This is a genomic window from Polaribacter sp. Asnod1-A03, assembly GCF_045063585.1.
GTDB lineage: Bacteria > Bacteroidota > Bacteroidia > Flavobacteriales > Flavobacteriaceae > Polaribacter.
Genome location: NZ_JBEFOE010000009.1, coordinates 2,790,141 through 2,813,774 on the forward strand (window position 1 = coordinate 2,790,141; position 23,634 = coordinate 2,813,774).

The 23,634-nt window shown below is 29.6% G+C and carries 19 protein-coding genes; 9 read left to right on the top strand and 10 right to left on the bottom strand.

Annotated features, from left to right (window positions below; all coding sequences use genetic code 11):
* Positions 1-20: 20 nt before the first annotated feature.
* A complete protein-coding gene (locus ACJJVY_RS12580; protein WP_405609177.1) occupies positions 21-3,125 on the bottom strand; it encodes a WD40/YVTN/BNR-like repeat-containing protein in 3,105 nt (1,034 codons plus the stop codon).
* Positions 3,126-3,181: 56 nt separating this feature from the next.
* On the opposite strand from ACJJVY_RS12580, the gene ACJJVY_RS12585 reads away from it, so the two are divergent.
* The 5 genes from ACJJVY_RS12585 (at position 3,182) to ACJJVY_RS12605 (ending at position 9,116) form a co-directional block, all read left to right on the top strand.
* Positions 3,182-4,411, top strand: coding sequence for a 3-phosphoshikimate 1-carboxyvinyltransferase (locus tag ACJJVY_RS12585; RefSeq protein WP_405609180.1), 1,230 nt, complete (start codon positions 3,182-3,184; stop codon positions 4,409-4,411).
* A 72-nt stretch (positions 4,412-4,483) separates the two neighbouring features.
* On the top strand, positions 4,484-5,533 hold the full coding sequence (queA, locus tag ACJJVY_RS12590; protein WP_405609183.1) for a tRNA preQ1(34) S-adenosylmethionine ribosyltransferase-isomerase QueA: 1,050 nt from the start codon (positions 4,484-4,486) through the stop codon (positions 5,531-5,533).
* A 276-nt stretch (positions 5,534-5,809) separates the two neighbouring features.
* On the top strand, positions 5,810-6,847 hold the full coding sequence (rlmN, locus tag ACJJVY_RS12595; RefSeq protein WP_405609186.1) for a 23S rRNA (adenine(2503)-C(2))-methyltransferase RlmN: 1,038 nt from the start codon (positions 5,810-5,812) through the stop codon (positions 6,845-6,847).
* 14 nt (positions 6,848-6,861) lie between these two features.
* Positions 6,862-8,121 (top strand): NAD(P)/FAD-dependent oxidoreductase, encoded by a 1,260-nt coding sequence (locus ACJJVY_RS12600; protein ID WP_405609189.1) that lies wholly within the window; start codon positions 6,862-6,864, stop codon positions 8,119-8,121.
* A 17-nt stretch (positions 8,122-8,138) separates the two neighbouring features.
* On the top strand, positions 8,139-9,116 hold the full coding sequence (locus ACJJVY_RS12605; protein WP_405609193.1) for a polyprenyl synthetase family protein: 978 nt from the start codon (positions 8,139-8,141) through the stop codon (positions 9,114-9,116).
* 5 nt (positions 9,117-9,121) lie between these two features.
* Here ACJJVY_RS12605 and ACJJVY_RS12610 read toward each other — a convergent pair whose 3' ends face one another.
* Positions 9,122-11,530, bottom strand: a complete 2,409-nt coding sequence (locus tag ACJJVY_RS12610; RefSeq protein WP_405609196.1) for a TonB-dependent receptor domain-containing protein — start codon at positions 11,528-11,530, stop codon at positions 9,122-9,124.
* A 76-nt stretch (positions 11,531-11,606) separates the two neighbouring features.
* Positions 11,607-13,124, bottom strand: coding sequence for a GH3 auxin-responsive promoter family protein (locus tag ACJJVY_RS12615; protein ID WP_405609199.1), 1,518 nt, complete (start codon positions 13,122-13,124; stop codon positions 11,607-11,609).
* An 82-nt stretch (positions 13,125-13,206) separates the two neighbouring features.
* Between ACJJVY_RS12615 and ACJJVY_RS12620 the strand changes: the two genes are divergently transcribed.
* From ACJJVY_RS12620 to ACJJVY_RS12635, 4 genes are all read left to right on the top strand, one after another.
* Positions 13,207-13,998: a DUF2797 domain-containing protein gene (locus ACJJVY_RS12620; RefSeq protein WP_405609202.1), complete on the top strand. Its 792-nt coding sequence runs from the start codon at positions 13,207-13,209 to the stop codon at positions 13,996-13,998.
* Positions 13,999-14,026: 28 nt separating this feature from the next.
* Entirely contained in the window at positions 14,027-14,593 is a 567-nt protein-coding gene (locus ACJJVY_RS12625) for a hypothetical protein (RefSeq protein WP_405609205.1), read from the top strand.
* A 2-nt stretch (positions 14,594-14,595) separates the two neighbouring features.
* Complete coding sequence (locus ACJJVY_RS12630; RefSeq protein ID WP_405609208.1) at positions 14,596-15,549, top strand: carbon-nitrogen hydrolase family protein; 954 nt, start codon at positions 14,596-14,598, stop codon at positions 15,547-15,549.
* 94 nt (positions 15,550-15,643) lie between these two features.
* Positions 15,644-16,066 (top strand): secondary thiamine-phosphate synthase enzyme YjbQ, encoded by a 423-nt coding sequence (locus ACJJVY_RS12635; protein ID WP_405609211.1) that lies wholly within the window; start codon positions 15,644-15,646, stop codon positions 16,064-16,066.
* Here ACJJVY_RS12635 and ACJJVY_RS12640 read toward each other — a convergent pair.
* The 7 genes from ACJJVY_RS12640 to ACJJVY_RS12670 all read right to left on the bottom strand — a co-directional run bounded on the left by ACJJVY_RS12640 (position 16,063) and on the right by ACJJVY_RS12670 (position 23,627).
* Positions 16,063-16,872, bottom strand: a complete 810-nt coding sequence (locus ACJJVY_RS12640; protein ID WP_405609214.1) for an HAD family hydrolase — start codon at positions 16,870-16,872, stop codon at positions 16,063-16,065. The two genes, ACJJVY_RS12635 and ACJJVY_RS12640, sit on opposite strands and share 4 nt — an antisense overlap.
* Positions 16,873-16,896: 24 nt before the next feature.
* The gene (locus ACJJVY_RS12645; RefSeq protein ID WP_405609217.1) at positions 16,897-17,925 is read right to left on the bottom strand and encodes a LacI family DNA-binding transcriptional regulator; all 1,029 of its coding nucleotides are present in this window, start codon (positions 17,923-17,925) and stop codon (positions 16,897-16,899) included.
* Positions 17,926-17,991: 66 nt separating this feature from the next.
* Positions 17,992-19,344, bottom strand: a complete 1,353-nt coding sequence (locus ACJJVY_RS12650; RefSeq protein ID WP_405609220.1) for a mannosyltransferase — start codon at positions 19,342-19,344, stop codon at positions 17,992-17,994.
* Positions 19,344-20,834, bottom strand: coding sequence for a cellulose synthase family protein (locus ACJJVY_RS12655; protein ID WP_405609223.1), 1,491 nt, complete (start codon positions 20,832-20,834; stop codon positions 19,344-19,346). The genes ACJJVY_RS12650 and ACJJVY_RS12655 overlap by 1 nt, the downstream gene beginning before the upstream one ends.
* Complete coding sequence (locus tag ACJJVY_RS12660; protein ID WP_405609226.1) at positions 20,834-21,529, bottom strand: glycosyltransferase family 2 protein; 696 nt, start codon at positions 21,527-21,529, stop codon at positions 20,834-20,836. The genes ACJJVY_RS12655 and ACJJVY_RS12660 overlap by 1 nt, the downstream gene beginning before the upstream one ends.
* The gene (locus ACJJVY_RS12665) at positions 21,526-21,909 is read right to left on the bottom strand and encodes a toxin-antitoxin system YwqK family antitoxin (protein WP_405609229.1); all 384 of its coding nucleotides are present in this window, start codon (positions 21,907-21,909) and stop codon (positions 21,526-21,528) included. The genes ACJJVY_RS12660 and ACJJVY_RS12665 overlap by 4 nt, the downstream gene beginning before the upstream one ends.
* A gap of 95 nt (positions 21,910-22,004) precedes the next feature.
* Positions 22,005-23,627: a 4Fe-4S binding protein gene (locus tag ACJJVY_RS12670; protein ID WP_405609232.1), complete on the bottom strand. Its 1,623-nt coding sequence runs from the start codon at positions 23,625-23,627 to the stop codon at positions 22,005-22,007.
* Between the last annotated feature and the right edge of the window lie 7 nt (positions 23,628-23,634).

The following is a 23,634-nucleotide window of genomic DNA, read 5'->3' on the forward strand; positions in this document are numbered from 1 at the left end:
TTTCTGTTTTAAATATTGATTTAATCCAGTTGAATTAAATCAATATTACTTTCTTTTACTTTTGTGTTTAATTCTTTTACACCTTTATCAAATAAAGAATACAGTTTGGCTAACTCTAAATCTATTTCTTTAGTAATTTCATTTTTAAATTCGATTGCTTGATTGGTTGGAGCATAATTTCCTGTTCTTGTTAACGAATTTAAATGTGCTAATTTATTATTCAATCTAATAGGGTAATTTAAAGGATCTTGCCCGCTTTTAGATTTTGTTTGATATAATGTTTCTTCTACAACAGTAATATCTTTTACTAATTTATCAGCAAAATCAATTAAGTCTTTGTGTTTCTTTTTGTCTTTGATTGATTTTTTTAACAAACCAACTTGACTTTTAATTTTAGCAACATTCTTTAAAGCTTTATGAATTTCCGTCATTTTTTTATTGATGTCATTAATAAAATCAAATTGAGCTTTCATATCACTTTCAGAAACTTCAGAGATTGGGTTTCTTATAATCGTAAAATTTTGAGATTTTTTTACATCATTGATAGCCAATTCAACGTTATAGTTTCCAGGTAAAGCCATCGGGCCAGACAAAGAAGCCCACCATAAAATCATTCCTTTTACAGATTCTGCTCCATCATACATCATATTCCAGTTAAAAACATTGTTACCCTCTTTTATATTTAATTTTTCTTCTTTCTTTTCTTTATCAGGTTTTGTAGAGAATTTTTTAATTAAGTTATCATTGGCATCAAAAATAGAAATGGAAGCTACATCTTTTTCCTTCAATTTATCTATGTAATAATAGATATTTACACCGCCAGAATGATTTGTTCCTGCAGTTCTAGAAGTTCTTCCTCTACCACCAGATAAGTTATATGCATCTTTAGGTTTGTATAAAATTACATCTTCTTTTTTAGATATATTTAATTGATGTAAAGGGGTTAAATCATCAATAATCCAAAGAGAACGACCCTGAGTTGCTGCAATTAAATTATCATCTTTAATGGCTAAATCTGTAATTGGTACAATTGGTAAATTCTGTTTAAAAGTTTGCCAGTTTTTACCATCATCAAAAGAAATATACATGCCTTTTTCTGTACCTGCATATAATAAACCTTTACGTTTAGGGTCTGCTCTTAAAGCTCTTGTAAAATCTTCATTTGCAATTCCGTTTACAATTAACTCCCAAGATTTTCCGTAATTCTCTGTTTTGTAGATGTAAGGTTTATAATCGCCAGATTTATATTTTGTACCTACAATGTAAGCACCACCTTTTGTAAAAGGATCAACTTCGATACAGTTTATCATCATCCATTCTGGCATTTTTTTAGGTGTGATGTTGTCCCAAGATTCGCCATTATTTTTAGTGATGTGTACCAAACCATCATCAGAACCCGTGTAAATTAAACCAGGTTCTAAATGAGATTCTGCAACTGCGAAAATAGTTCCATAATATTCTACACTTGTATTGTCTTTGGTAATTGGCCCTCCAGAAGGGCCTAACGTTTTTGGATCGTTTCTTGTTAAATCTGGACTAATTAATTGCCAAGATTGTCCTTCATCTTCAGTTACGTGTAAATGATTAGAAGCAGCATACAATCTTTTCTTATTATTTGGCGAAAACAAAATTGGGAAATTCCACTGAAAACGATATTTAAAATCCTCTGCTCCATGCCCCATAGGGTCATCTGGCCAAACATTAATTGCACGAGATTCGTTGGTTTTATGATTTACTCTTGTTAATAAACCACCATAACTTCCACCATAAACAATATCATCATTTAAAGGGTCTACAGCAATATGCGCACTTTCTCCACCTGCAGTAGAAGTCCAATCAGATTCAGTAATAAATCTGCCTCCAGTTCTATGAGAAATTCTTACAGTAGAATTGTCTTGTTGTGCTGCTAAAATTCGATAAGGAAAATGATTATCAGTAGCAAGTCTGTAAAATTGCGCTGTAGGTTGATTGTTCATTGTGCTCCAGTTTTCGCCCGCATCAAAAGAGATTTGAGCACCACCATCATCACCAATAATCATTCTTTGGTTGTCTTCTGGTGCAATCCATAAATCATGATGATCTCCATGAGGTGCATTGTAAGTTTTATAGGTTTTTCCTCCATCCGTAGATTTATGATAACGAACATTTAAAACATATAAAATATCTTCATCTTGTGTGTCTGCATACAAACGTGTGTAATACCAAGCTCGTTGTCTTAATTTTCTTTCTGAGTTTATAAGCTTCCAAGTTTTACCAGCATCAGTAGATTTATAAACTCCACCTTTTTTATTTTCGATTAAAGCATACACAATATCAGAATTTACTGGCGAAACTGTAACTCCAGCAATACCCCAAATTCCATCAGGTAAGCCTTTATTTGTTGATATGTTTGTCCAAGTTTCACCTTCATCAGTACTTTTCCAAAGTGCTGAACCATCACCACCAGAAGACAGACTGTAAGGAGTTCTTCTGATATTCCAAGTAGTGGCATATAAAATTCTTGGGTTATTTGGATCGATCACCAAATCTACAACTCCAGAATCTTCATTAGAAAACAATACTTTTCGCCAAGTTTCGCCACCATCAGTAGTCTTGTAAACGCCACGTTCTTGAGTAGGTTTATATAGATCTCCCATAACTCCTGCAAAAACAATATCAGAATTTTTTGGGTGAATGCGCATTCTAGGAATGTGTCTTGAGTTTTTTAAACCCACGTGTTTCCATGTTTTACCAGCGTTTACAGATTTCCAAATTCCATCACCAGAAGAAACATTTCCACGAACGGTTTTTTCTCCCATTCCCACATAGATTACATTATTATCAGATTCAGAAACAGCCACAGCACCTACAGAACCTCCAAAAAAACCATCAGAAATATTTTGCCAAGTATTACCAGCATCTGTGGTTTTCCATACTCCACCACCAGTTGCACCCATATAAAAAAGGTTTGCTTTGCCAGAAACACCTGTTACAGCAGCACTTCTTCCTCCTCTAAAAGGACCAATATTTCGCCATTTTATTGCGCTAAAATATTCATCAGAAACTTTGGTAGATTTTTTTTGTGCATTAACTTTGGCATTTACAGAAAAGAAGATGCAAATTGCCAGAAAAATAATTTTTTTCATGTTGGTTAGTTGTAAGTTTAGAGATTTAAAAGTAAGAAATAAAATCAATTTTTAGAATGGACATATTGTTAAATGTAGTAGCAAATAAAAAGATTAATGAACAAATAACTATTTCTGGTTCTAAAAGTGAATCGAATAGATTGTTAATTCTACAAAATTTATTTCCAGAAATTTCTATAGAAAATTTATCGGATTCAGATGATTCTGTGCATATGCAACATGCTTTATCTACAGATGAAGAATTAGTAAATATTGGTCATGCAGGTACAGCGATGCGTTTTTTAACTTCTTATTTTGCAGTAAAAGAAGGTAGAGAAGTTGTGTTAACAGGTTCTGAAAGAATGCAAAACAGACCTATTGAAATTTTAGTTGATGCTTTAAAAAAATTAGGGGCCGATATTTTTTACGAAGATAAAGTTGGGTATCCACCAATTAGAATTAAAGGAACAAATATTACTACAGATAAAGTACAAATTAATGGTAATGTTAGTAGCCAATATATTTCTTCATTGTTATTAATCGCTTCAAAATTAGAAAACGGTTTAGATATAGAATTGATTGGTAAAATTACTTCTGTTCCTTATATAAACATGACTTTAAGTTTATTGAATCAATTAGGAATTGAAACTAGTTTTGAAGAAAATATTATAAAAGTTCTTCCAAAAAAATCAATAGAAAATCAAATTGTGGTTGTAGAATCAGATTGGTCATCAGCAAGTTATTTTTATTCAATTGTTACGTTATCAGAAATAGGATCAGAAATTCAATTATCAGCATACAAAAAAGAAAGCTTACAAGGAGATTCTTGCTTAGCAGAAATTTATAAACATTTTGGAGTAACAACCACTTTTGGCGATAATTTTATCACCTTAAAAAAAGTTAGTAAAACTAAAAAAGAAACATTAGAAATCGACTTAAAAAACGCACCAGATATTGCGCAAACAATTGCTGTAACATGTTTTGCAGAAGGAGTTGCTTGTAACTTAACAGGTTTACATACTTTAAAAATTAAAGAAACAGATAGATTGGTTGCTTTACATGATGAATTATCTAACTTAGGAGCAAATATTACTGTAACAGAAAAGAGTTTGCATTTAGAGGTTTCATCAAAAATAAATTCAAATATTTCTATAAAAACTTATAATGATCATAGAATGGCAATGGCTTTTGCACCTTTGGCTTTTAAGGTTCCAATTAATATTTTAAATGCAGAAGTTGTAACAAAATCATTTCAAAAATTTTGGGAAGACATGCAACAAATTGGTATTAAAATAGATAAACTTTAAATTATATAGGCAAACACTTGACAACGCCTATTCCGATATCGTATATTTGCGCTCTTAATAACAAATATACGTATGAAATTATCGCATTTTGAGTTTGAATTACCAGAAGAATTGTTGGCAAAACACCCTGCAGAACACAGAGATGAGTCTCGTTTAATGGTTTTGAATAGAAAAGAAGGCACGATTGAGCATAAACTTTTTAAAGATGTTATTAATTACTTTGAGGAAGGTGATGTTATGATGTTAAATAACACCAAAGTTTTTCCTGCCAGAATGTATGGTAACAAAGAAAAAACAGGGGCTAGAATTGAAGTTTTCTTATTAAGAGAATTAAATTCTGAAAATAGATTGTGGGATGTTTTGGTAGATCCGGCAAGAAAAATTAGAATCGGTAACAAGTTGTTTTTTGGTGAGGATGATAGTTTAGTAGCAGAAGTTATAGACAACACAACCTCTAGAGGAAGAACATTACGTTTTTTATTTGATGGAAGTTACGAGGAATTTAGAGCTAAATTATTAGAATTAGGAGAAACTCCTTTACCAAAGGCAATTAACAGAGAAGTTGAGCCAGAAGATGAAGAGCGTTACCAAACTATTTATGCAAAAAATGAAGGAGCAGTTGCTGCACCTACAGCAGGTTTACATTTTTCTAAACATTTAATAAAACGTTTAGAGATTAAAGGAGTAGAATTTGCAGAAACAACTTTGCATGTTGGTTTAGGTACATTTAGCCCTGTAGAAGTAGAAGATTTATCTAAGCATAAAATGGATTCTGAACAAATTATAATTCCAGCAGCTTCTGCAGATAAAATAAATTCAGCTAAAAAAGAAAAAAGAAGAGTTTGTGCAGTAGGTACAACGGTTATGAGAACAGTAGAATCTTCTGTTTCTTCTAAAGGAGAGTTAAATGCATATGAAGGTTGGACTAATAAATTTATTTTTCCCCCTTACGAGTTTAGTATTGCAAATGCAATGATAACAAATTTTCATTTGCCAAAATCTACATTAATGATGCAAGCAGCAGCCTTTGCAGATTATGATTTTTTAATGGAAGCATACGATGTAGCTATTAAAGAAAAATATAACTTCTCTACTTATGGAGACGCAATGTTAATTATATAACACTTTTATATATTTAAAAAAAACTAGAACTGACAGTTAGTAATTTAATTGTCAGTTTTTTTTATTTTTGCGTTACCCAAAAGGGTCGCGCTTTCCATTATATCTTTTTTAGTTTGTTCTCGGTACAATTTTTCTTCATTCTTCAGAAAAATTACTCGAATTTACACTAAAAAAGGATGCCATTTCAATCGCTAACGCGTGCGTACTTATAAAAGGCAGTAATAACTTCAAATTATATGTGTACTTTTGTAATCTTATTTTTAAAAACTAGAAAACTTGACTAAAAAGAAAGACATAAGAGCCTTAACAAAAGAACAATTACGCAATTTTTTTGTAGAAAATGGTGACAAAGCTTTTAGGGGAAATCAAGTTTACGAGTGGCTTTGGAGTAAGTCTTTGCACACTTTTGAAGATATGACTAACATTTCTAAACAAACAAGAGAAATGTTAGAAGATAACTTTGTTATCAATCATATAAAAGTAGATTCCATGCAAAGAAGTAAAGATGGAACTATAAAAAACGGAATTAAATTACACGATGGTTTAATTGTAGAATCGGTTTTAATTCCTACAGAAAAAAGAACAACAGCTTGTGTTTCTAGTCAAGTTGGTTGTAGTTTAGATTGTAAATTCTGTGCAACAGCACGATTAAAAAGAATGCGTAATCTAAATCCTGATGAAATTTATGATCAAGTTGTAGTGATAGACAAACAAAGTAGATTGTACCATAATCATAAATTAACAAATATTGTTTTTATGGGAATGGGTGAGCCATTAATGAACTATAAAAATGTTTTAAAGTCTATAGAGATGATTACTTCTCCAGAAGGATTAGGTATGTCATCAAAAAGAATTACAGTTTCAACTTCTGGAGTTCCTAAAATGATTAAAATGATGGCAGATGAAGAAGTGAAATTCAATTTAGCAGTTTCTTTACATTCTGCAATAGATGAGGTAAGAACATCAATAATGCCTTTTAATACTAATTTTCCTTTAAAAGATTTAAAAGAATCTTTAGTGTATTGGTACGAAAAAACAAAAAGAGCAATTACTTACGAGTATGTTGTTTGGGACGGAATTAATGATAGAAAAGAAGATATAAAAGCATTAGTAGAATTTTGTAAAGCTGTACCTTGCAAAATAAATTTAATAGAATATAATCCTATTGATGATGGTGAGTTTCAACAAGCAAGTTCATCTGCAATTAATAATTATATATCAAATTTAGAAATGCACGATATAACCGTAAATGTAAGAAGAAGTAGAGGTAAAGATATTGATGCCGCTTGTGGGCAATTAGCAAATAAAAGTTAGATAAATAGTAGAAAATGGTAAAAGAATACGATGTAATTGTTGTTGGTGGTGGTCCTGCAGGAGGGCAATGTGCTAGAAACTTATCAAAAAAAGGACATAAAGTTTTATTGGTAGAGAAATTTAAAAGTTTTGAAGAAAATAATTTTTCTAGTGCTGGTATGACTTTGGCTCCTATGACAGAATTTAATTTACCAGAATCTGTTGTTGGTTCTTATTGGGATAATCTTGGGATACAATGTACCAAAGGTTTATATACATGGAAAGGGAATAAAACAAAAGGAGTTGTTTTAGATTTCGGAAGACTTCGTCAGTTTTTAGCAGATGATTCTGTAAAAAACGGAGCAGATGTATTAATGGGACATAAGTACCTTAAAAAAGAATACAAAGGAGATAAGGTAATTACACATTTTCTAAATATTACAACTAAAGAGAATGTTACTTATCAATCTAAAATAGTGGTTGATGGTACAGGACCAGTACGTAAAGTTATGTACGATGATAGAAATGATGAGCCAGAATTAGTAGTAGCAACAGGAATAGAGTATTTAATTAAAGTAAAAAAAGAAGTTTACGATAAATACAAAGATACCTTATTTTTCTTTTTAGGGTATAAATGGGCTCAAAATGGATATTCTTGGATTTTTGCAATGGAAGAAAATATCTTAAAAGTTGGTTCTGGAAAACTATATATCAACGAAGAAACCAAAGAAGCTAAAAGTATGAAACAAATAACAGAAATTGTTATTGATGATTACTTAAAATTGGGTAAAGATGATTATGAGTTAATAGATATTCATGGCGGAACATTAAGATATAGTACAAGTATTAAAGATACTTTTTATAAAGACAAAGTTGTTGCTATTGGTGATGCTATTTCTACTGTAAATCCTCTTGGAGGAGAAGGGATTAGATATGCAATGAAAAGTGCAGATTTAGCTGCAAAGCATGTAGATTCTTATCTAAAAACTGGAAAAGAAAACTTTGGTCAATACAGAAAAAAATGGAGAGCAAAACACTTATTTAGCTGGCAATTGTGTGAATTAGCAGCAAGAAGAGTATATACAAAATATACAGATGCTCAAATTGAAGAAAGAATGCAGGCTTATCATAAAATTACAGATATAGATGTTGTAATTAATACATTATTTGAGTTTAAATTTAGTAAAATATACAAAAGAGTAGCTTTGTTGTATTACAATTTAATTGGTGATAAAATTAAGAATGTAATGAACCCAAGCTCTAAAGAGAAATATAAAAAATCTAAAAAGAGATAAAAGCTTATTATTTGTAAATGAAACCAGTAGAGCTTATAAAACTGCCTATTAAAAATGAAATGGATCTCTTTGAAGAAAAGTTCAAAGATTCTATGTTGTCTAAGGTTCCGTTATTAAACAGAATTACTTATTATATTGTTCGTAGAAAAGGAAAACAAATGCGACCAATGTTTGTTTTTTTGGTAGCAAAAATGGTTTCTAATGGAGGTTTTGATGAACGAACTTATAGAGGAGCTTCTGTGGTAGAATTGATTCATACTGCAACTTTAGTGCACGATGATGTTGTAGATGATTCTAATAGAAGAAGAGGTTTTTTCTCTGTAAATGCGCTTTGGAAAAATAAAATAGCAGTTCTTGTTGGAGATTTTTTATTATCAAAAGGTTTATTGTTGTCAATTGATAACGAGGATTTTGATTTGCTTAAACTGATTTCTATTGCAGTTAGAGAAATGAGTGAAGGAGAGTTACTCCAAATAGAAAAAGCAAGAAAATTAGATATTACAGAAAACATTTATTTTGATATCATTCGTCAAAAAACGGCTACTTTAATTGCAGCTTGTTGTGGTATTGGTGCAGCTTCGGTTGGTGCAAATACTGATACTGTTCAACAAATGCGAAAGTTTGGAGAATATATTGGTATTGCTTTTCAGATTAAAGATGATTTGTTTGATTATACAGATGATAAAATTGGGAAACCAACAGGTATAGATATTAAAGAGCAAAAAATGACTTTGCCTTTAATTTATGCTTTAAACAATTGTACTTCTAAAGAAAAAAGCTGGTTAATTAATTCGGTAAAAAAACACAATAAAAATAAAAAACGAGTAAAAGAAGTAATAGCTTTTGTAAAAGAAAAAGGAGGTATAGAATATACCACCTTAAAAATGAATAATTACAAAGAGAAAGCAATAATTATTCTAGAAAATTTTCCAGAATCAGAATACAAAAGCTCTTTGTTAACAATGATAGATTACGTTGTAGAGCGTAAAATATAGTCTTTTTAAATATTTGCTTTTAAAGAAACTACAAAATTTCTACCAGCTGATACTATTCCAGAACTATAAGGTCTATAACGTTTGTCAGTAATGTTTTCTAAACCTGTAGATATTAGTAAATTATCTGTAAATCTATACGAGGTTTTTAAATTTAAAGTTACGTAAGAAGGAGAATAAGGATTCCCGTTTTCATCAATAGCATAGATATAATCTTTTTCTTTCTCACTATCAGGTAAATCTTCAAAAGATACAGAGCCACTATAATCTGCATATAATTGTGCTTTTAGTTTATTTGCATTATACGTAAGGCGTGTTGTGCCAAAATATGGCGCTGCATGTCTAGACGGATCTTTATCTCCGTTGTCTAATTCTTCTTCTCCTTTTTGATAATTAAAACTTGATGAAATTCCGATTCCGTACCCTAATTCAGCTTCAAAACTTGTTTGAAATCCATAGACATTAGCAACCGCAGCATTTTGTATTGCTTGTACTTTACTTAATTCTCCATCATATAAAATTTCAGATTTTCCATTTAAAGTAAAATCTCTTCTAACCATTGCATCTTTTAAGCTCGTGTAAAAACCAGTAATTTCAATTTTTAAATAATCTCCAAAAGTTTTAGCAACAGAAACATCTGTATTATAGGCGTATTCTGCTTTTAAATTAGGATTTGGTACCACCACAAAACCTGGTTCAGAATCAAAAATTTTACCAACATCGTCTACATTAGGAGATCGAAAAGCAGTAGAAAAATTAGTGCTAAATAACCAACTTTTTTTAGGTCTAAAAATTAAACCTAAACTACCCGTTAACGCACTATCATTTATATCTGCTTTAGTAAAAGGAAAAGGGTAGAATGTAGTATCAAAAGTAGCATTTAAGCTGTAAAAGTTATAACGTAAACCAGATTGCAGTACCCATTTTTTAGAAAAATCATGTTGATTAGAAACATAAAAACCTAAAGAAGACCAATTGGAATCTGGGTATCTACTTGGTCCTTTCTCTGAAATATTGGTGTCAATATCTGTATTTATTCCTGTAGAATTTACATCATTAAAAACGTATTCTGTACCGTAAAATAAGTTGCTTTTTTTACTTAGTTTTTTAGAAAAATCTAAATTTGTAGAATAAGCAGCTACTTTTTCTATTCTTGTTTCTCTTAAATTATCATTAAAATCTCTACTAATTCTACTTTCTTCAAATTTTTGATGTGTTAGTCTTAAAGTAACATTATCGTAGAAAGAATTATTACTACTATTGTTAAGTTCAAAATTGTTCATCATCCATTTTTGAGGGCCATAACTCCATTCTCCATAACGAGGATTTTCATCTTTAGTTCTTAAATGTCTATCATATCTAGAGTAGCTAGAAGTTTCAGATAAATGAAAACCATACTCAAAATTCCAGTTTTTGTTCGGTTTAAATCTCACTTTCTGCATTAAATTCGTTTGTGTATAACCTGTTGGAGTTTGAATTTTAGGATTTGGATTGATAATTACAACATCTTCATTATTTTGTCTTTCTACATAAAAATTTCTTAAATATTCTTCTGGGCCATTGCTTCCCATTCTTAAATCTCCATAATCATTATGACTTAAACTAGTAACAAATGCCCATTTTTTGTATCCTAAATTAAAATCTGCATGATACGTTTTTTCTTGATTAGCAGAAGAAAAACGCGTAAACGCATTTCCTGTAATTAAAGCTTTTTCATCAATAGATAAACTTGGTGATAATGTTTTAAAACTCATTACAGCACCAACAGCATCGCTACCGTAAATTACAGAACCTGGACCAAAAATTATTTCTGTTTCTGCTATGGCAAAAGGATCTAAAGAAATGACATTTTGAATATTACCAGCTCTAAAAATAGCATTATTCATTCTTACCCCATCAATTGTATATAATAATCGGTTAGTTGCAAAACCTCTTATCATAGGGCTTCCTCCTCCTTGTTGGCTTTTTTGAACAAAAACTTTACCAGAAACCGTTAATAAGTCAGCAGCAGTTTGCGTGTTCATTAACTCTATTTCTTTGGGCGAAATAGTACTAATTTTAGCTGCTAAATCAGACGTTTTTTGTTTCCATTTAGAGGCTGATATAACAATTTCATCAATATTTAAAATTGTAGGTATTAATTGAAGAGTAAAATTGATTTTCTTTAAATCTAAATAATTTTTAGTTTGTGTTTTAAAACCAAAGAAACGGATTTCTAAAATTTCTGCATTTTTAAAATGGCTTATATCTGCTTGTCCTTTTCCGTTTGTTGTAACGTAATTATTTGTTTTTTTGTTAAAAACAGTTACTTGATCTAAAGGTTCTTTGGTTTCTTTATTTGTGATTGTTAAAATCTGAGCACTTGCTGTAAATTTTAGTAAAGTAAAAAATAAAATAAAAGTAATTTTTTTAGCCATTCTAAGGTTTTAAGAGGGAATAAAATTTTGTTTTATCTATCAAAAATCATGCCTTAAGGATAGAAAAATAATAATTTTAAGACTTACTTAATTCCATTAACTCTTCTATAAAATTTCTTGAATTAGATAAACGAGGAATTTTGTGTTGGCCTCCTAATTTTCCTTTCTTTTTTAACCAGGTATAAAACAATCCATCTTTTGCTTTATGTATTTTAGGCAGCATTAAGGTCATGTTTTTATAGCGCTTTGCTTCATAATCAGAATTGATGGCTTTTAAAGCATTGTCTAAAATTTCTGTAAAATAAGGCAAGCTTTCTGGTTCTTTCTCAAATTCAATAAACCACTCATGACCACCTTTATTTTTACCGTCCATAAAAATAGGTCCAACTGTATATTCTTTAATAATTGAATCTGTTTTTTCGCAAGTCAGTTTTAAAGCATCTTCTACATTTTCTATGTTTAATTCCTCTCCAAAAACATTTATATAATGTCTTGTTCTTCCTGTAATTTTTATTCTGTACGGTTCTAAAGAAGTAAATCGGATTGTATCACCAATCATATAACGCCATAAACCACCGTTTGTAGTAATAATTAAAGCGTAATCAATATTTTTTTCTACATCAGCAATACAAATTGCTTTAGAACTTTCTCCTGTATAATCAGACATTGGTATAAATTCATAGAAAATACCATAATCTAACATCAATAATAATTCGTTAGAATCATTTTGATCTTGAATGGCAAAAAAACCTTCGGAAGCGTTATAAGTTTCGTAATATTTAAAATCTGCTTTTGGTATAATTTTTTTGTACTGTTCTCTGTAAGGATTAAAGTTTACGCCACCATGAAAATACACTTCTAAGTTTGGCCAAACTTCTAGAATATTATTTTTACCTGTTCTTTCTAAAATTCTATTTAATAAGACTAGCATCCAACTTGGTACACCGGCTAAACTTGTAATATTTTCGTTAATTGTTTCATCAATAATTGCTTCCATTTTGGTTTCCCATTCGCTCATTAAAGCAACTTCTTGACTGGGAGATGAACTAAAATCTGCCCAAAAAGGCATGTTTTCTATAATTATTGCAGACAAATCTCCAAAATAAGACTCGTTGTCTTTATAAACGTCAGAACTACCACCTAAACGTAAACCTTTACCTGTAAAAAGTTGTGTTTTTGGGTTGTTGTTAATGTATAAACACAACATATCTTTACCGGCTTTCATGTGGCAATATTCTAAAGCTTCATCAGAAACTGGTATAAATTTACTTTTAGCATTTGTAGTTCCGCTACTTTTAGCAAACCATTTTATATCTGTAGGCCAAAATAAGTTTTGTTCTCCTTTTCTACAGCGTTTTATCATTGGCTCAAAAGTTTCATATTTCTGAATGGTTACTTTTGAAACAAAATCTTGATAATTTTTAATTGAAGAAAATCCTTTTTCTTTTCCGAATTTAGTGTTTCTGGCATTATGTAAAAGTTTTAAAAGTAACTCGTTTTGTACATCAATAGGATATTTTAAAAACAACTCAATTTGATGCTTCCGTTTCTTTAAAAACCAAGAAATTATAGAATTGATAATTTGAAACGCCATAGAAATTCGTAAGTTTGTTTAGTTGTATTTAGATACGAAGATACCTTTAAAATCGAAAAATAAAAAGGTTAAAATATATTATATGAAGTACCAAGGAGTTTTAAAAAAGATGATGACAGAAAATGCTGAAGAAATTCAGTATTACTTAGATATGAAGACAGATTTTATCAATATGAATCAGTTGTTAAACAAAGAGATAACATTGTCTTTTGTTACTTACGAGTGTTTAAATTGTGGTTTAGAAAAGAAAATATACAGACAAGGTTTTTGTAAATCTTGTTTTTTTGAAATACCAAATGCTGCAGATTGGATTATGAAACCAGAGCTAAGTAAAGCACATTTAGGGATAGAAGATAGAGATTTAGCTTACGAGCAATCTGTACAATTAAAACCGCATATTGTGTATTTAGCAAATTCTAGCAATGTAAAAGTGGGTGTTACCAGAAAGCAACAAGTGCCAACACGTTGGATAGATCAAGGTGCACATGAAGCGATAGAAATTGTAGAAGTACCTAATAGATACTTGGCAGGAATTACAGAAGTTGCCTTAAAAGAACATGTTGCCGATAAAACCAATTGGCGTAAAATGCTAAAGAATGATATTGAGGATGTAAATTTAATTGAATGGAGAGATAAATTAAAAGAATTTATACCAGATGAAGCCAAAGCGTATTTTATAGAAAATAATGCAGAAACCAATTTAAATTTTCCTGTTGTAAAATATCCGTTAAAACCTAAAAGTTTAAACTTATTAAAAACACCAACTTATTCTGGGAAACTTGTTGGAGTAAAAGGACAGTATTTAATTTTTGAAGACGAAACGGTTTTTAATGTAAGAAGTAACGAAGGTTTGGTGGTTTCTATTGAAGTTTAAAAGATGAAAAAACTTCTTTTTTTTGTTGATGATTTTATCTTCGTGTAAAAAAGAAGTTAAATATTATCCTTCAAAAAGTTTTTTTGTAGAGTATAATCCAATAGAAATTATTATTGATGATTTAAGTTTTCAAGAAATCACAGATTCAATTCGGAATGGATTATACAGAAAAGAAAAATATTTTATAGAATTAGAAGACATTAATTTTAAGTATAAAATAGTTCCTTTTGCTGATACAGGAGGATATATTAGAGAAAGAAATGGTTTGACTATTAGAAATGATAGTTTAGATTTATTAAAAGGAAATTTCCCTATTGATAATTTGTCTAAATATTTGAAACTTCATTATGAAAATAATGATAAGGAATATTTTTATGCTAGTTATTATAAACGTGCCTTTATAAAGTTGATTTTTGAACCAACAGATAATTCAAGAAAATTGAAGAATAGAATTTTGCATACTATTCAAGTTTATAACCAAACTAACATAAAAAATAAAGATAGTATTGATTTTCATATAATGTTAGATTATTATTTAGATAAAGTTTATCCTCAAACTATTCCCCGACCAACTCCTTTGAAAAAAGAAAATTAATTATGAAAAATAACTTATTAAAAGTAGCATTAGCACAAATTTCACCAGTTTGGCTAAACAAAGAAAAAACACTCGAAAAGATTGAAAAATCTATTATTGATGCTGCAAAAGAAAATTGCGAACTCATTGTTTTTGGTGAAGCTTTATTACCTGGTTATCCGTTTTGGTTAGCATTAACAGAAGGTGCAAAATGGGATTTAAAAGTAAATAAAGAAATTCATGCACATTATGTTCGTAATTCTATTACAATAGAAAAAGGCGAATTAAATTCCGTTTGTAAATTGGCAAAAGAAAATAATATTGCTATTTATCTAGGAATTATGGAACGTGCACAAAATAGAGGAGGACATAGTATTTATGCTTCTTTGGTTTATATAAATGAAGTAGGAGAAATAAAGTCTGTACATAGAAAATTACAACCAACTTATGATGAACGTTTAACTTGGGCTCCTGGAGATGGAAATGGTTTACAAGTACATCCATTAAAAGAATTTACAGTTGGTGGCTTAAATTGTTGGGAAAATTGGATGCCTTTACCAAGAACAGCTTTATATGGTTTAGGAGAAAATTTACACATTGCAGTTTGGCCTGGTAGCGATCATAATACAAAAGATATTACAAGATTTATAGCAAGAGAATCTCGCTCTTATGTAATTTCAGTTTCTAGTTTAATGGCAAAGTCAGATTTTAATGATGATGTTCCTCATGTAGATAAAATAATAGAAAACGCTCCTGATATTTTAGCAAATGGAGGTTCTTGTATTGCTTCTCCTAATGGAGAATGGTTGGTAGCACCTGTATTGCATAAAGAAGGATTAATTATAGAAACCTTAGACTTTAATAGCGTTTTAGAAGAGCGTCAAAATTTTGATTGTGTTGGTCATTATTCTAGACCAGATGTAACTAAATTACACGTAAATAGAGAAAGACAAAGTACAGTTTCTTTTGATGAATAGTTTTTAAAAGAATTGTCACTTTTAGCACAATCGAAAGGTCTTAATATTAAGATTTCTCGACTGCGCTCGAAATGATAAATATTTAATCAATACTATGATTTTTGAACAAAAAGAAATTCAATTAACACCTTATAAAAGAGGCTTTCATTTAATAACTGCAACAGTTTTAGATAATTTTACTGAGGTTAAAAGCATAAAAAAAGGGTTTTTAAAAGTGTTTATAAAACACACTTCTGCAAGTTTAACCATTAATGAAAATGCAGACGCTACAGTGCGTTTAGATTTTGAAAGTCATTTTAATAAAATGGTTTCAGAAAATGAGCCTTATTATATTCATACTTATGAAGGATCTGATGATATGCCAGCGCATATTAAAGCTTCTTTATTGGGTTGTTCTGTAGAGATTCCTGTAACAAACGGAAGGTTAAATTTAGGAACTTGGCAAGGAATTTATTTATGCGAACACAGAAATTATGGAGGTTCTAGAAAATTAGTACTTACCGCTTTTGGAGTTTAGTTTTTACTTTTAACTAATTGTTCTATAATACGCTCTACGCCAAAATTGTCATTACTTTCTGTAGTATAATTTGCAATTTCTTTAATGTCTTTGTGTGCATTTTTCATGGCAAAACTAAAATCTGCTTCTTGTAACATTTCGATATCATTATGGTAATCACCAAAAACCATTGTTTCTTCTTTGGTAACATTTAAAATTTGCTGAACTTCTCTTAAAGCATTTCCTTTATTAGCTTTTTTATCAGAAATGTCCAGCCAATTTGTACCAGAAATTTTAATTAATAAATCGTTTCCGAGATCTTTTATTACTGGATAAATAAATTTTTCTGAAGATTCAAAATGATAAATAGCGATTTTTAAGAAATCATCCTTACTCGCAAAATCTATTAAATCATCAACAATTTTATAATCATTATAATATTCTTGAAATAAATTGATAAACTCTTGATCAGTAGATTCAATTAAAGCAGTGTCTTTTCCACATAAAACAATATTAGCACCTTCAACAAGTCTTAATGCTGTAATTATTTTTATAATTTTATCAGCAGAAAGTACGTTTAAAACTAATAATTCATCTTTGTGTTTTGCCAAACCACCATTTTCAGAAATTACAAAAATTTCGTTTATAATAGCTTCAAATTTAGAAACAATAGAATTGTATTGTCTTCCACTAGCTGCACAAAAATGAATGTTTTGTTGTTTTAATTTACTAAAAAGCTCAAAGAATAGCGGACTTACTTCGTGTTTTGAGTTTAGTAGGGTTCCATCCATATCAGAAACTACTAATTTTACTTTAGATAAGTTCATTTTTAGTGTTGCTTTTAAAGTAAATTATAAGATGTGTTTTGTAGAGTTTCTTTCTACTAGATCTGTTTTAACAATAATTGTTTTTGGTTTCTTTTTAACATCTATTTTGTCTTCTAATCGATTAATCAACATTTCTGCTGCAGTTGCTCCCATCGTTTCTCCATGTTGGCTTACACAAGTCATTCTTGGGCTAGAGTGTCTTGCTAAAATTCCGTTAGAAAAAGAAATGGCAGAAAAATTTTCAGGAATTTTACGTCCTTGTTTTGTGGCAACTTTCATAGCGGCTATTGCAGAAGATTCATCTGTAGCTATTACAGCATCTATAGTATTATTTTTAAATATTGGTTCTAATACTTTTTCGTAATTCTTATAATTATCATCAATATTTATAATTAGATTTTTTTCAACTTTGATATTATGATCTTCTAATCCTTTTAAATAACCTTGTTGTCTTCTTCTTCCTATTTCTAAATTATTCATCGTAGAAATAAAGGCAATGTTTTTATGACCAGATTTCACCAAATAAGCAACGGTACTTCTTGCACTGTCAAAATTATCTGTAACTACTTTATCGCACTTTAATTTATCAGCAACTCTATCAAACATTACAATAGGAGTGCCATTATCTAACACTTCTTTAAAGTGTGTAAAATCTCCTTTAGAAACTGTTTCTTCTGCAAGAGATAAAATAAAACCATCTATACTTCCGTTAGATAACATTTCTATGGTTTCTACTTCTTTTTTAAAAGATTCGTTAGAGATACAAGAAATTATCTTATAACCTCTTTCATTTGCAACTTGTTCAATTCCGTTAAAAACTTGCGCAAAGAAATAGTTTAACATATTCGGAATAATAATTCCGATAGTTTTTGTTTTTCTACTCTTTAAACTTAATGCATTAAAGTTAGGCTTGTAGTTATTTGCTTTGGCATATTTTTGAATTTTTTCTTTAGTGCTTACGCTAATTTCATAACTGTCATTCAGTGCTTTAGAAACAGTAGAAATAGAAACATTAAATTCTTTAGCAATGTCTTTTATGGTAAGTCTTTTCATAATTAGTTAAAAAATTAATGCCTAAAATACAAAAATCCCTTAATATAGAATCGAAAATTGTTTATTTTACAATTTTATAATATTAGATGTTTTTCTAAGCTCTAAAAATAGAAAAGTATAAAGTATTAAATACTCTAAAGTTACAAACCATAAATTTTCTTGCCAAGGTGTATTTGAATAAGCTTGATAACTAAAAATAATTACAAGAGACCAAACAAGAGGAAATCGGTACTTAGTGAAAATAGATAGAATTAAAGGTGTAGCTAAATACCAGGGATGTACAGTTGTTGCTGTAAAATAATAAAAACACAAACCAAACAAAAGTGCTGTAATTAGCTGTTTTTCGGTTTTATTTTTTCTAAAAAAAGTAATAGCTAATAAAAATAGAATTGTAATAATAGGAGTGATTTTACCTATAATAGCAATCTCATTATAACCTCTAAATAAGTAGCCAATTTCTCTAAAGATGTAATAAAAACTGGCATTAAATTCAAAATTCCGAAACCAAAGTCCAACAGAATTTGCATAATTATCTATAAATTCTGACGAATAAAAAGGTAAAAATAAAACAATGATTGTTGCTAATGTGATTAAATAAAAAGCAATCAACTGATAATGTCTTTTAAAAAAAGGCTCTTTTTTATTTACAAACCATTGATAAAATAAAGGCAAGAATAAAAGCGGAATTAATTTTACAGAAATAGAACAAGCCAAAAGTATTGCTGCCCAAATCCATTTTTGTTGATGTAATTTGTAAAAACTCCAAATTAAGAAAAATAACATAACAGGCTCAAAATGTAAGTTTCCTGTCATTTCTATAATGATAAACGGGTTTAAAGCATACCAGAAGATATTTTTTATGGGGAGATTTAATTTCTCTAAAAGTTTTTTACCAAAATATAGAATTCCAATATCAGCAAGAATAATGATTGATCTTAAAACAATAGTAGCTCCAAAAATACTTTTACTAGAAAATAAAGCAGCAATTAAGAAGCAAAGTTGGTTTATGGGAGGGTAATTTGTGTAATGACTTCCGTTCATTTCTCCCATACCATTATACAATTCAGAAGCTTCTGTAATAGGTTGTAAACCTTTTTGAATAAAAGTTTCTGGTAAAGATAAATACGGATTTAAACCGTTTAAAATCATTCTTCCATCCCAAATAAATCGATAAAAATCTTGTGATAAATTAGGGTTTGCAAAGAGAAATATCAACCTAAAAAGAATTGAAATTCCAACTAAATTAGAAAATGAAATTTGCTTACTTTTAATCAAAAAATAAAAACATGCAAAGAGAGAAAACCATAAGAAAAGTAATTTATTAAATTCGGTTCTTTCTAAGAAATATGCAAATAAAAAATATAGAATGGCGCTTATTAAAATAAATAAGATGTTTTTATTTTTAGTAAAAAAAGACATTATGCTTTAGAAAATATTGATTTAATAAACACATAAGTAAAACCAACAAAAAGCATAAAATGAAAAGGAAAAAGTCCAAAATCTCCTCCTTGATCTCCAACAATAAAGGCACTATACATTCCAAAAACAAAATACAAAGCCAATAGACCTTCTAAAACAACATTAAAAGAAAGTTTCTTTTTTATGTATTTATTTGTTTTCCAACTATCTTTTAAACCTGTAAGATTAAATTTTGGTGTTCTTACAAATTCACTTTTTTTACCTAAATGACCTTCTAAAACAGCAATTGTATTGTGTAAAGAAAAGCCCATTGCAATAGAAAAGAAAGTAAAAAAAGAACCAATATATTTAATGAATTTAACAAAACCACCACCATAAATACTTTTAAACATGTGCCAATAACAGATAAAAAAGATGATAGAACTTAAAACAAAAAAGCTCATCACATAAAAATATACTTTTAAGTGTGCATATTCATTTTTTATGTACAACATGGGTATGCTTAAAATTGCCACCAAAAAGATACATGTAAACATAGAACTATTTAATAAATGTAATAGACTATGAATCTTTGTTTTAAAAGGAAGGTTTTTACTAGTAATAACCCTCTTAGTCATTTTTTGGAAATTTTCTGCCCCACCTTTATTCCATCTAAATTGTTGAGATCTAGCAGCACTAATTACAACAGGTAGTTCTGCCGGAGTTTCTACATTTACCAAGTATTTAAATTTCCAGTTTTTTAATTGCGCTCTGTAACTTAAATCTAAATCTTCTGTAAGCGTATCACCTTCCCAATTACCAGCATCATAAATACACTCTTTTCGCCAAACACCTGCAGTACCGTTAAAGTTTATAAAATGTCCTTTACTGTTTCTACCTACTTGCTCTAAGGTAAAGTGTGCATCTAACGCAAATGCTTGTACTTTTGTAAGTGTAGAATAATTTCTGTTGATGTGCCCCCAGCGTGTTTGTACCACACCAATTTTCGGATTTTTAAAATAAGGAACAGTTTTATACAACCAATCAGGGTTTGGTAAAAAATCAGCATCAAAAATAGCTATAAAGTCTCCTTTTGCTATTTCTAAACCTTCTTTTAAAGCACCAGCTTTAAAACCTTGTCTGTTAGTTCTTCTGATGTGCTGAATATCTATACCTAAATCTCTAATTATTTTTACCTGTGCTGCTGTAGTTTCTATAGATTCATCCGTAGAATCATCTAGAACTTGAATTTCTAATTTTTCTCTTGGATACTCAATTAAAGCAATATTTTGTAACAAGCGTTCCATTACATATAACTCGTTATAAACCGGTAATTGTATGGTAACAAAAGGAATTTCTTCTGGGTGAGAAAAATCAAATTTTTCTGAATTGTCTAATTTTTTCCTTGCTTTTAAGTAATTAAAAAGTAAATTTAATTGCGCTAATGCATACATAAAAATAAGTATTAACGAAATGGAATAAATTAGAATGATCGTATATTCTATAATCACTATTTAAAACTGTATTTAAAAATCCAACTTAATATCTTTATGCCTGCAAATATAGAACCTTTTACCGTACCTGAAACTTTTGAGACACCTATTCTGTTTCTATATTTCATGGGAATTTCTGTATAAGTTAGTTTTTGTTTTAAAGCCTTTAATTGCATTTCAACAGTCCAACCATAGGTCTTGTCTTGCATATTTAAAGCCAGTAGTTTGTTGTATTTAATAGCTCTAAAAGGACCTAAATCTGTAAATTTTGCTCCAAAAAATAATTTCATTAAAAAAGTAGCTAACCAATTTCCAAAAATTTGTTGAGGTGTCATAGAACCAGCTTCTCTTAATTCTTTTACACGAGAACCAATTACAAAATCGATATTGCTGTCAATTATAGGTGCAACCAATTCTGTTAATTGTTCGGGATAATCAGAATAATCCCCATCTAAAAAAACAATAATGTCTGGTTTTTTTTCTTGTTTACTGATGTAATCCATCCCTTTTAAACAGGCAAAACCATATCCTTTTCTGCTTTCTTTTAAAACAGTTGCTCCAGCGTTTTTAGCGTTAATTTCGGTATTATCTGTAGAGTTGTTGCTAATTACAACTATTTCATCTACAATTTTAGGGATGTCATTAATAACATTTGCAATAGAATCTTGCTCGTTATAAGCAGGAATAATTACTTTGATAATCGTTTGTGTCATTTTAAATCATTTAGACTATTTTCTCTTTTAAAGGATAAAAAGTCTGTCCATTCTTTTATTTTTTTACCATTTGCATATTTGGATGCTTTTACCAATTTCTGATTTTTATAAATTAAGCAATATCCATTTTTTTCATTATGTTTTAATTGACATTTATGATTTACATAACCATTTTTATCATAAAATAACCACCAATTGTATTGCTGTCCATTTATATAATGTCCTTCTTTTTCTATAACAGAATTATTAGCGTAAAAGTACCAATATTTGGTTTCTAAATTGGCTTTAAAGCTACCTTCTTTTTTTAAACTACCATTATTATAATAGAATTTCCAGTAATCTATTTTTTTGTCATCTAAAAGCCATCCTTCTTGCTTCAATTGACCGTTTTTATAATATTGTTTGTCATATTTTTTTTGACAAAAAGAGTTGAGGCTCATCAAGAAAAAAAAGAAAAATAGGTGTCTTTGATTCATTATTTTTTGTTCACTAAATCCATTAAATCAACATCATTTCCTAATAAAACATCCGTAGGATTAATTCTTCCTTCTTCTGGTCCGTTTTCTAATTTTAAAACTCCTCTTGGGCAAACTGCAGAACAAACCCCACAACCAACACAACTAGAACGTACAATATTTTCTCCTTTTTGAGCGTAAGATCTTACATCTATACCTTGCTCACAATAAGTAGAACAGTTTCCACAAGAAATACATTGTCCTCCGTTTGTAGTAATTCTAAATCTTGATTTAAAACGTTGTACAAATCCTAAATAAGCAGCTAAAGGACAACCAAACCTGCACCAAACTCGGTTACCAAAAATTGGATAAAAACCTGTACCAATAACACCTGCAAAAATAGCACCAATTAAAAACCCGTATATATCTTGTATGGTTTGTGTTTTAATACCCAAAACTTGGTACTCTTCGGTAAAAAAAGTGTAAAGAGCAAATGCTGTCATCACTAAAACAAAAATCAATACAGAGTGAATTACAATACGCTCTACTCTCCAAGAAAGTAGAGTTTTACTAGAAAGTTGTCTGTACGGATCTCCTAAAGTTTCAGCCAAACCACCGCAACCACAAACCCAAGAACAGTACCATCTTTTTCCGAAGAAATAAACCATTACTGGTACAACTACAATTGTTAAAAGGACTCCCCAGACTAAAATAAAGATTCCTAAACCACCACTTGCAATTAATTCTTCTAAATTCCATTTAAAGAAAAAATCGTAATCTAAAGGAAACGCATTTTTAAAATCGTACCAAGGTTGATTAAAACGAACTAAAATTTCTGGAATTAAAAAAGCAAATACAATCTGAAAGAATAAAACAGAAGTGGTTCTTAAAATTTGATACTTGTTATGACGGTATTTTATATACATTCTAACTGCCATAACTGTCATAACAACACAGTATAAAAACCCGTATAAAAACCATTGACTTGCAGGATTACCACTAATAGATTTACTAATAGGATCTACTAAATACACCCAATTTACAATTAGATCTTGTTTAAAATAAAGTAAGATGTAAAATGTTACCAAAAAGATAAAAGCAAACCAACCAATCCAACCACGGTTTGTAGCTGCACTTAAAAAAACACCATCGTTTTTAATACCAGGTTTCCCTAATAAAATAACATCAGGAATAATAAACATTAATGCCCCAATAATCCCCAAACCAAAAGTTAAAAACCAAGCCAAACCAGGGCTATCGGCAGCCAAACCTTTACCCGATTTTTTAGCTAATGTATAGCTTAAACTATGATGTTTACCAGATATTTTATATTGATATTGTTTACCTTTCTCTTCCCAGTTTTTTTCTGAGTTGTATTTAGCAATTAAAGCATCATAATAATTATTAGAGGCTTCAAAAGCACCAATAACTTTATTAGAGAATTGGAAAATATTTAAGTTTTCTTCTGTTACAATAGCTTCTGTAAGTTCAGTTTTTATTACCTCACTTTTATAACCTTGTTCTTGGATAAAAGTATCTAATTCTGGTTGTGTTAAATTAAAAGAGCCTGTAAAAAGGATGCCTATGAAGAAGGTTAATCCTGTTAAAAAGACGATTAAACCTGATTGTTTTATAAGTTTCAAAATAAGT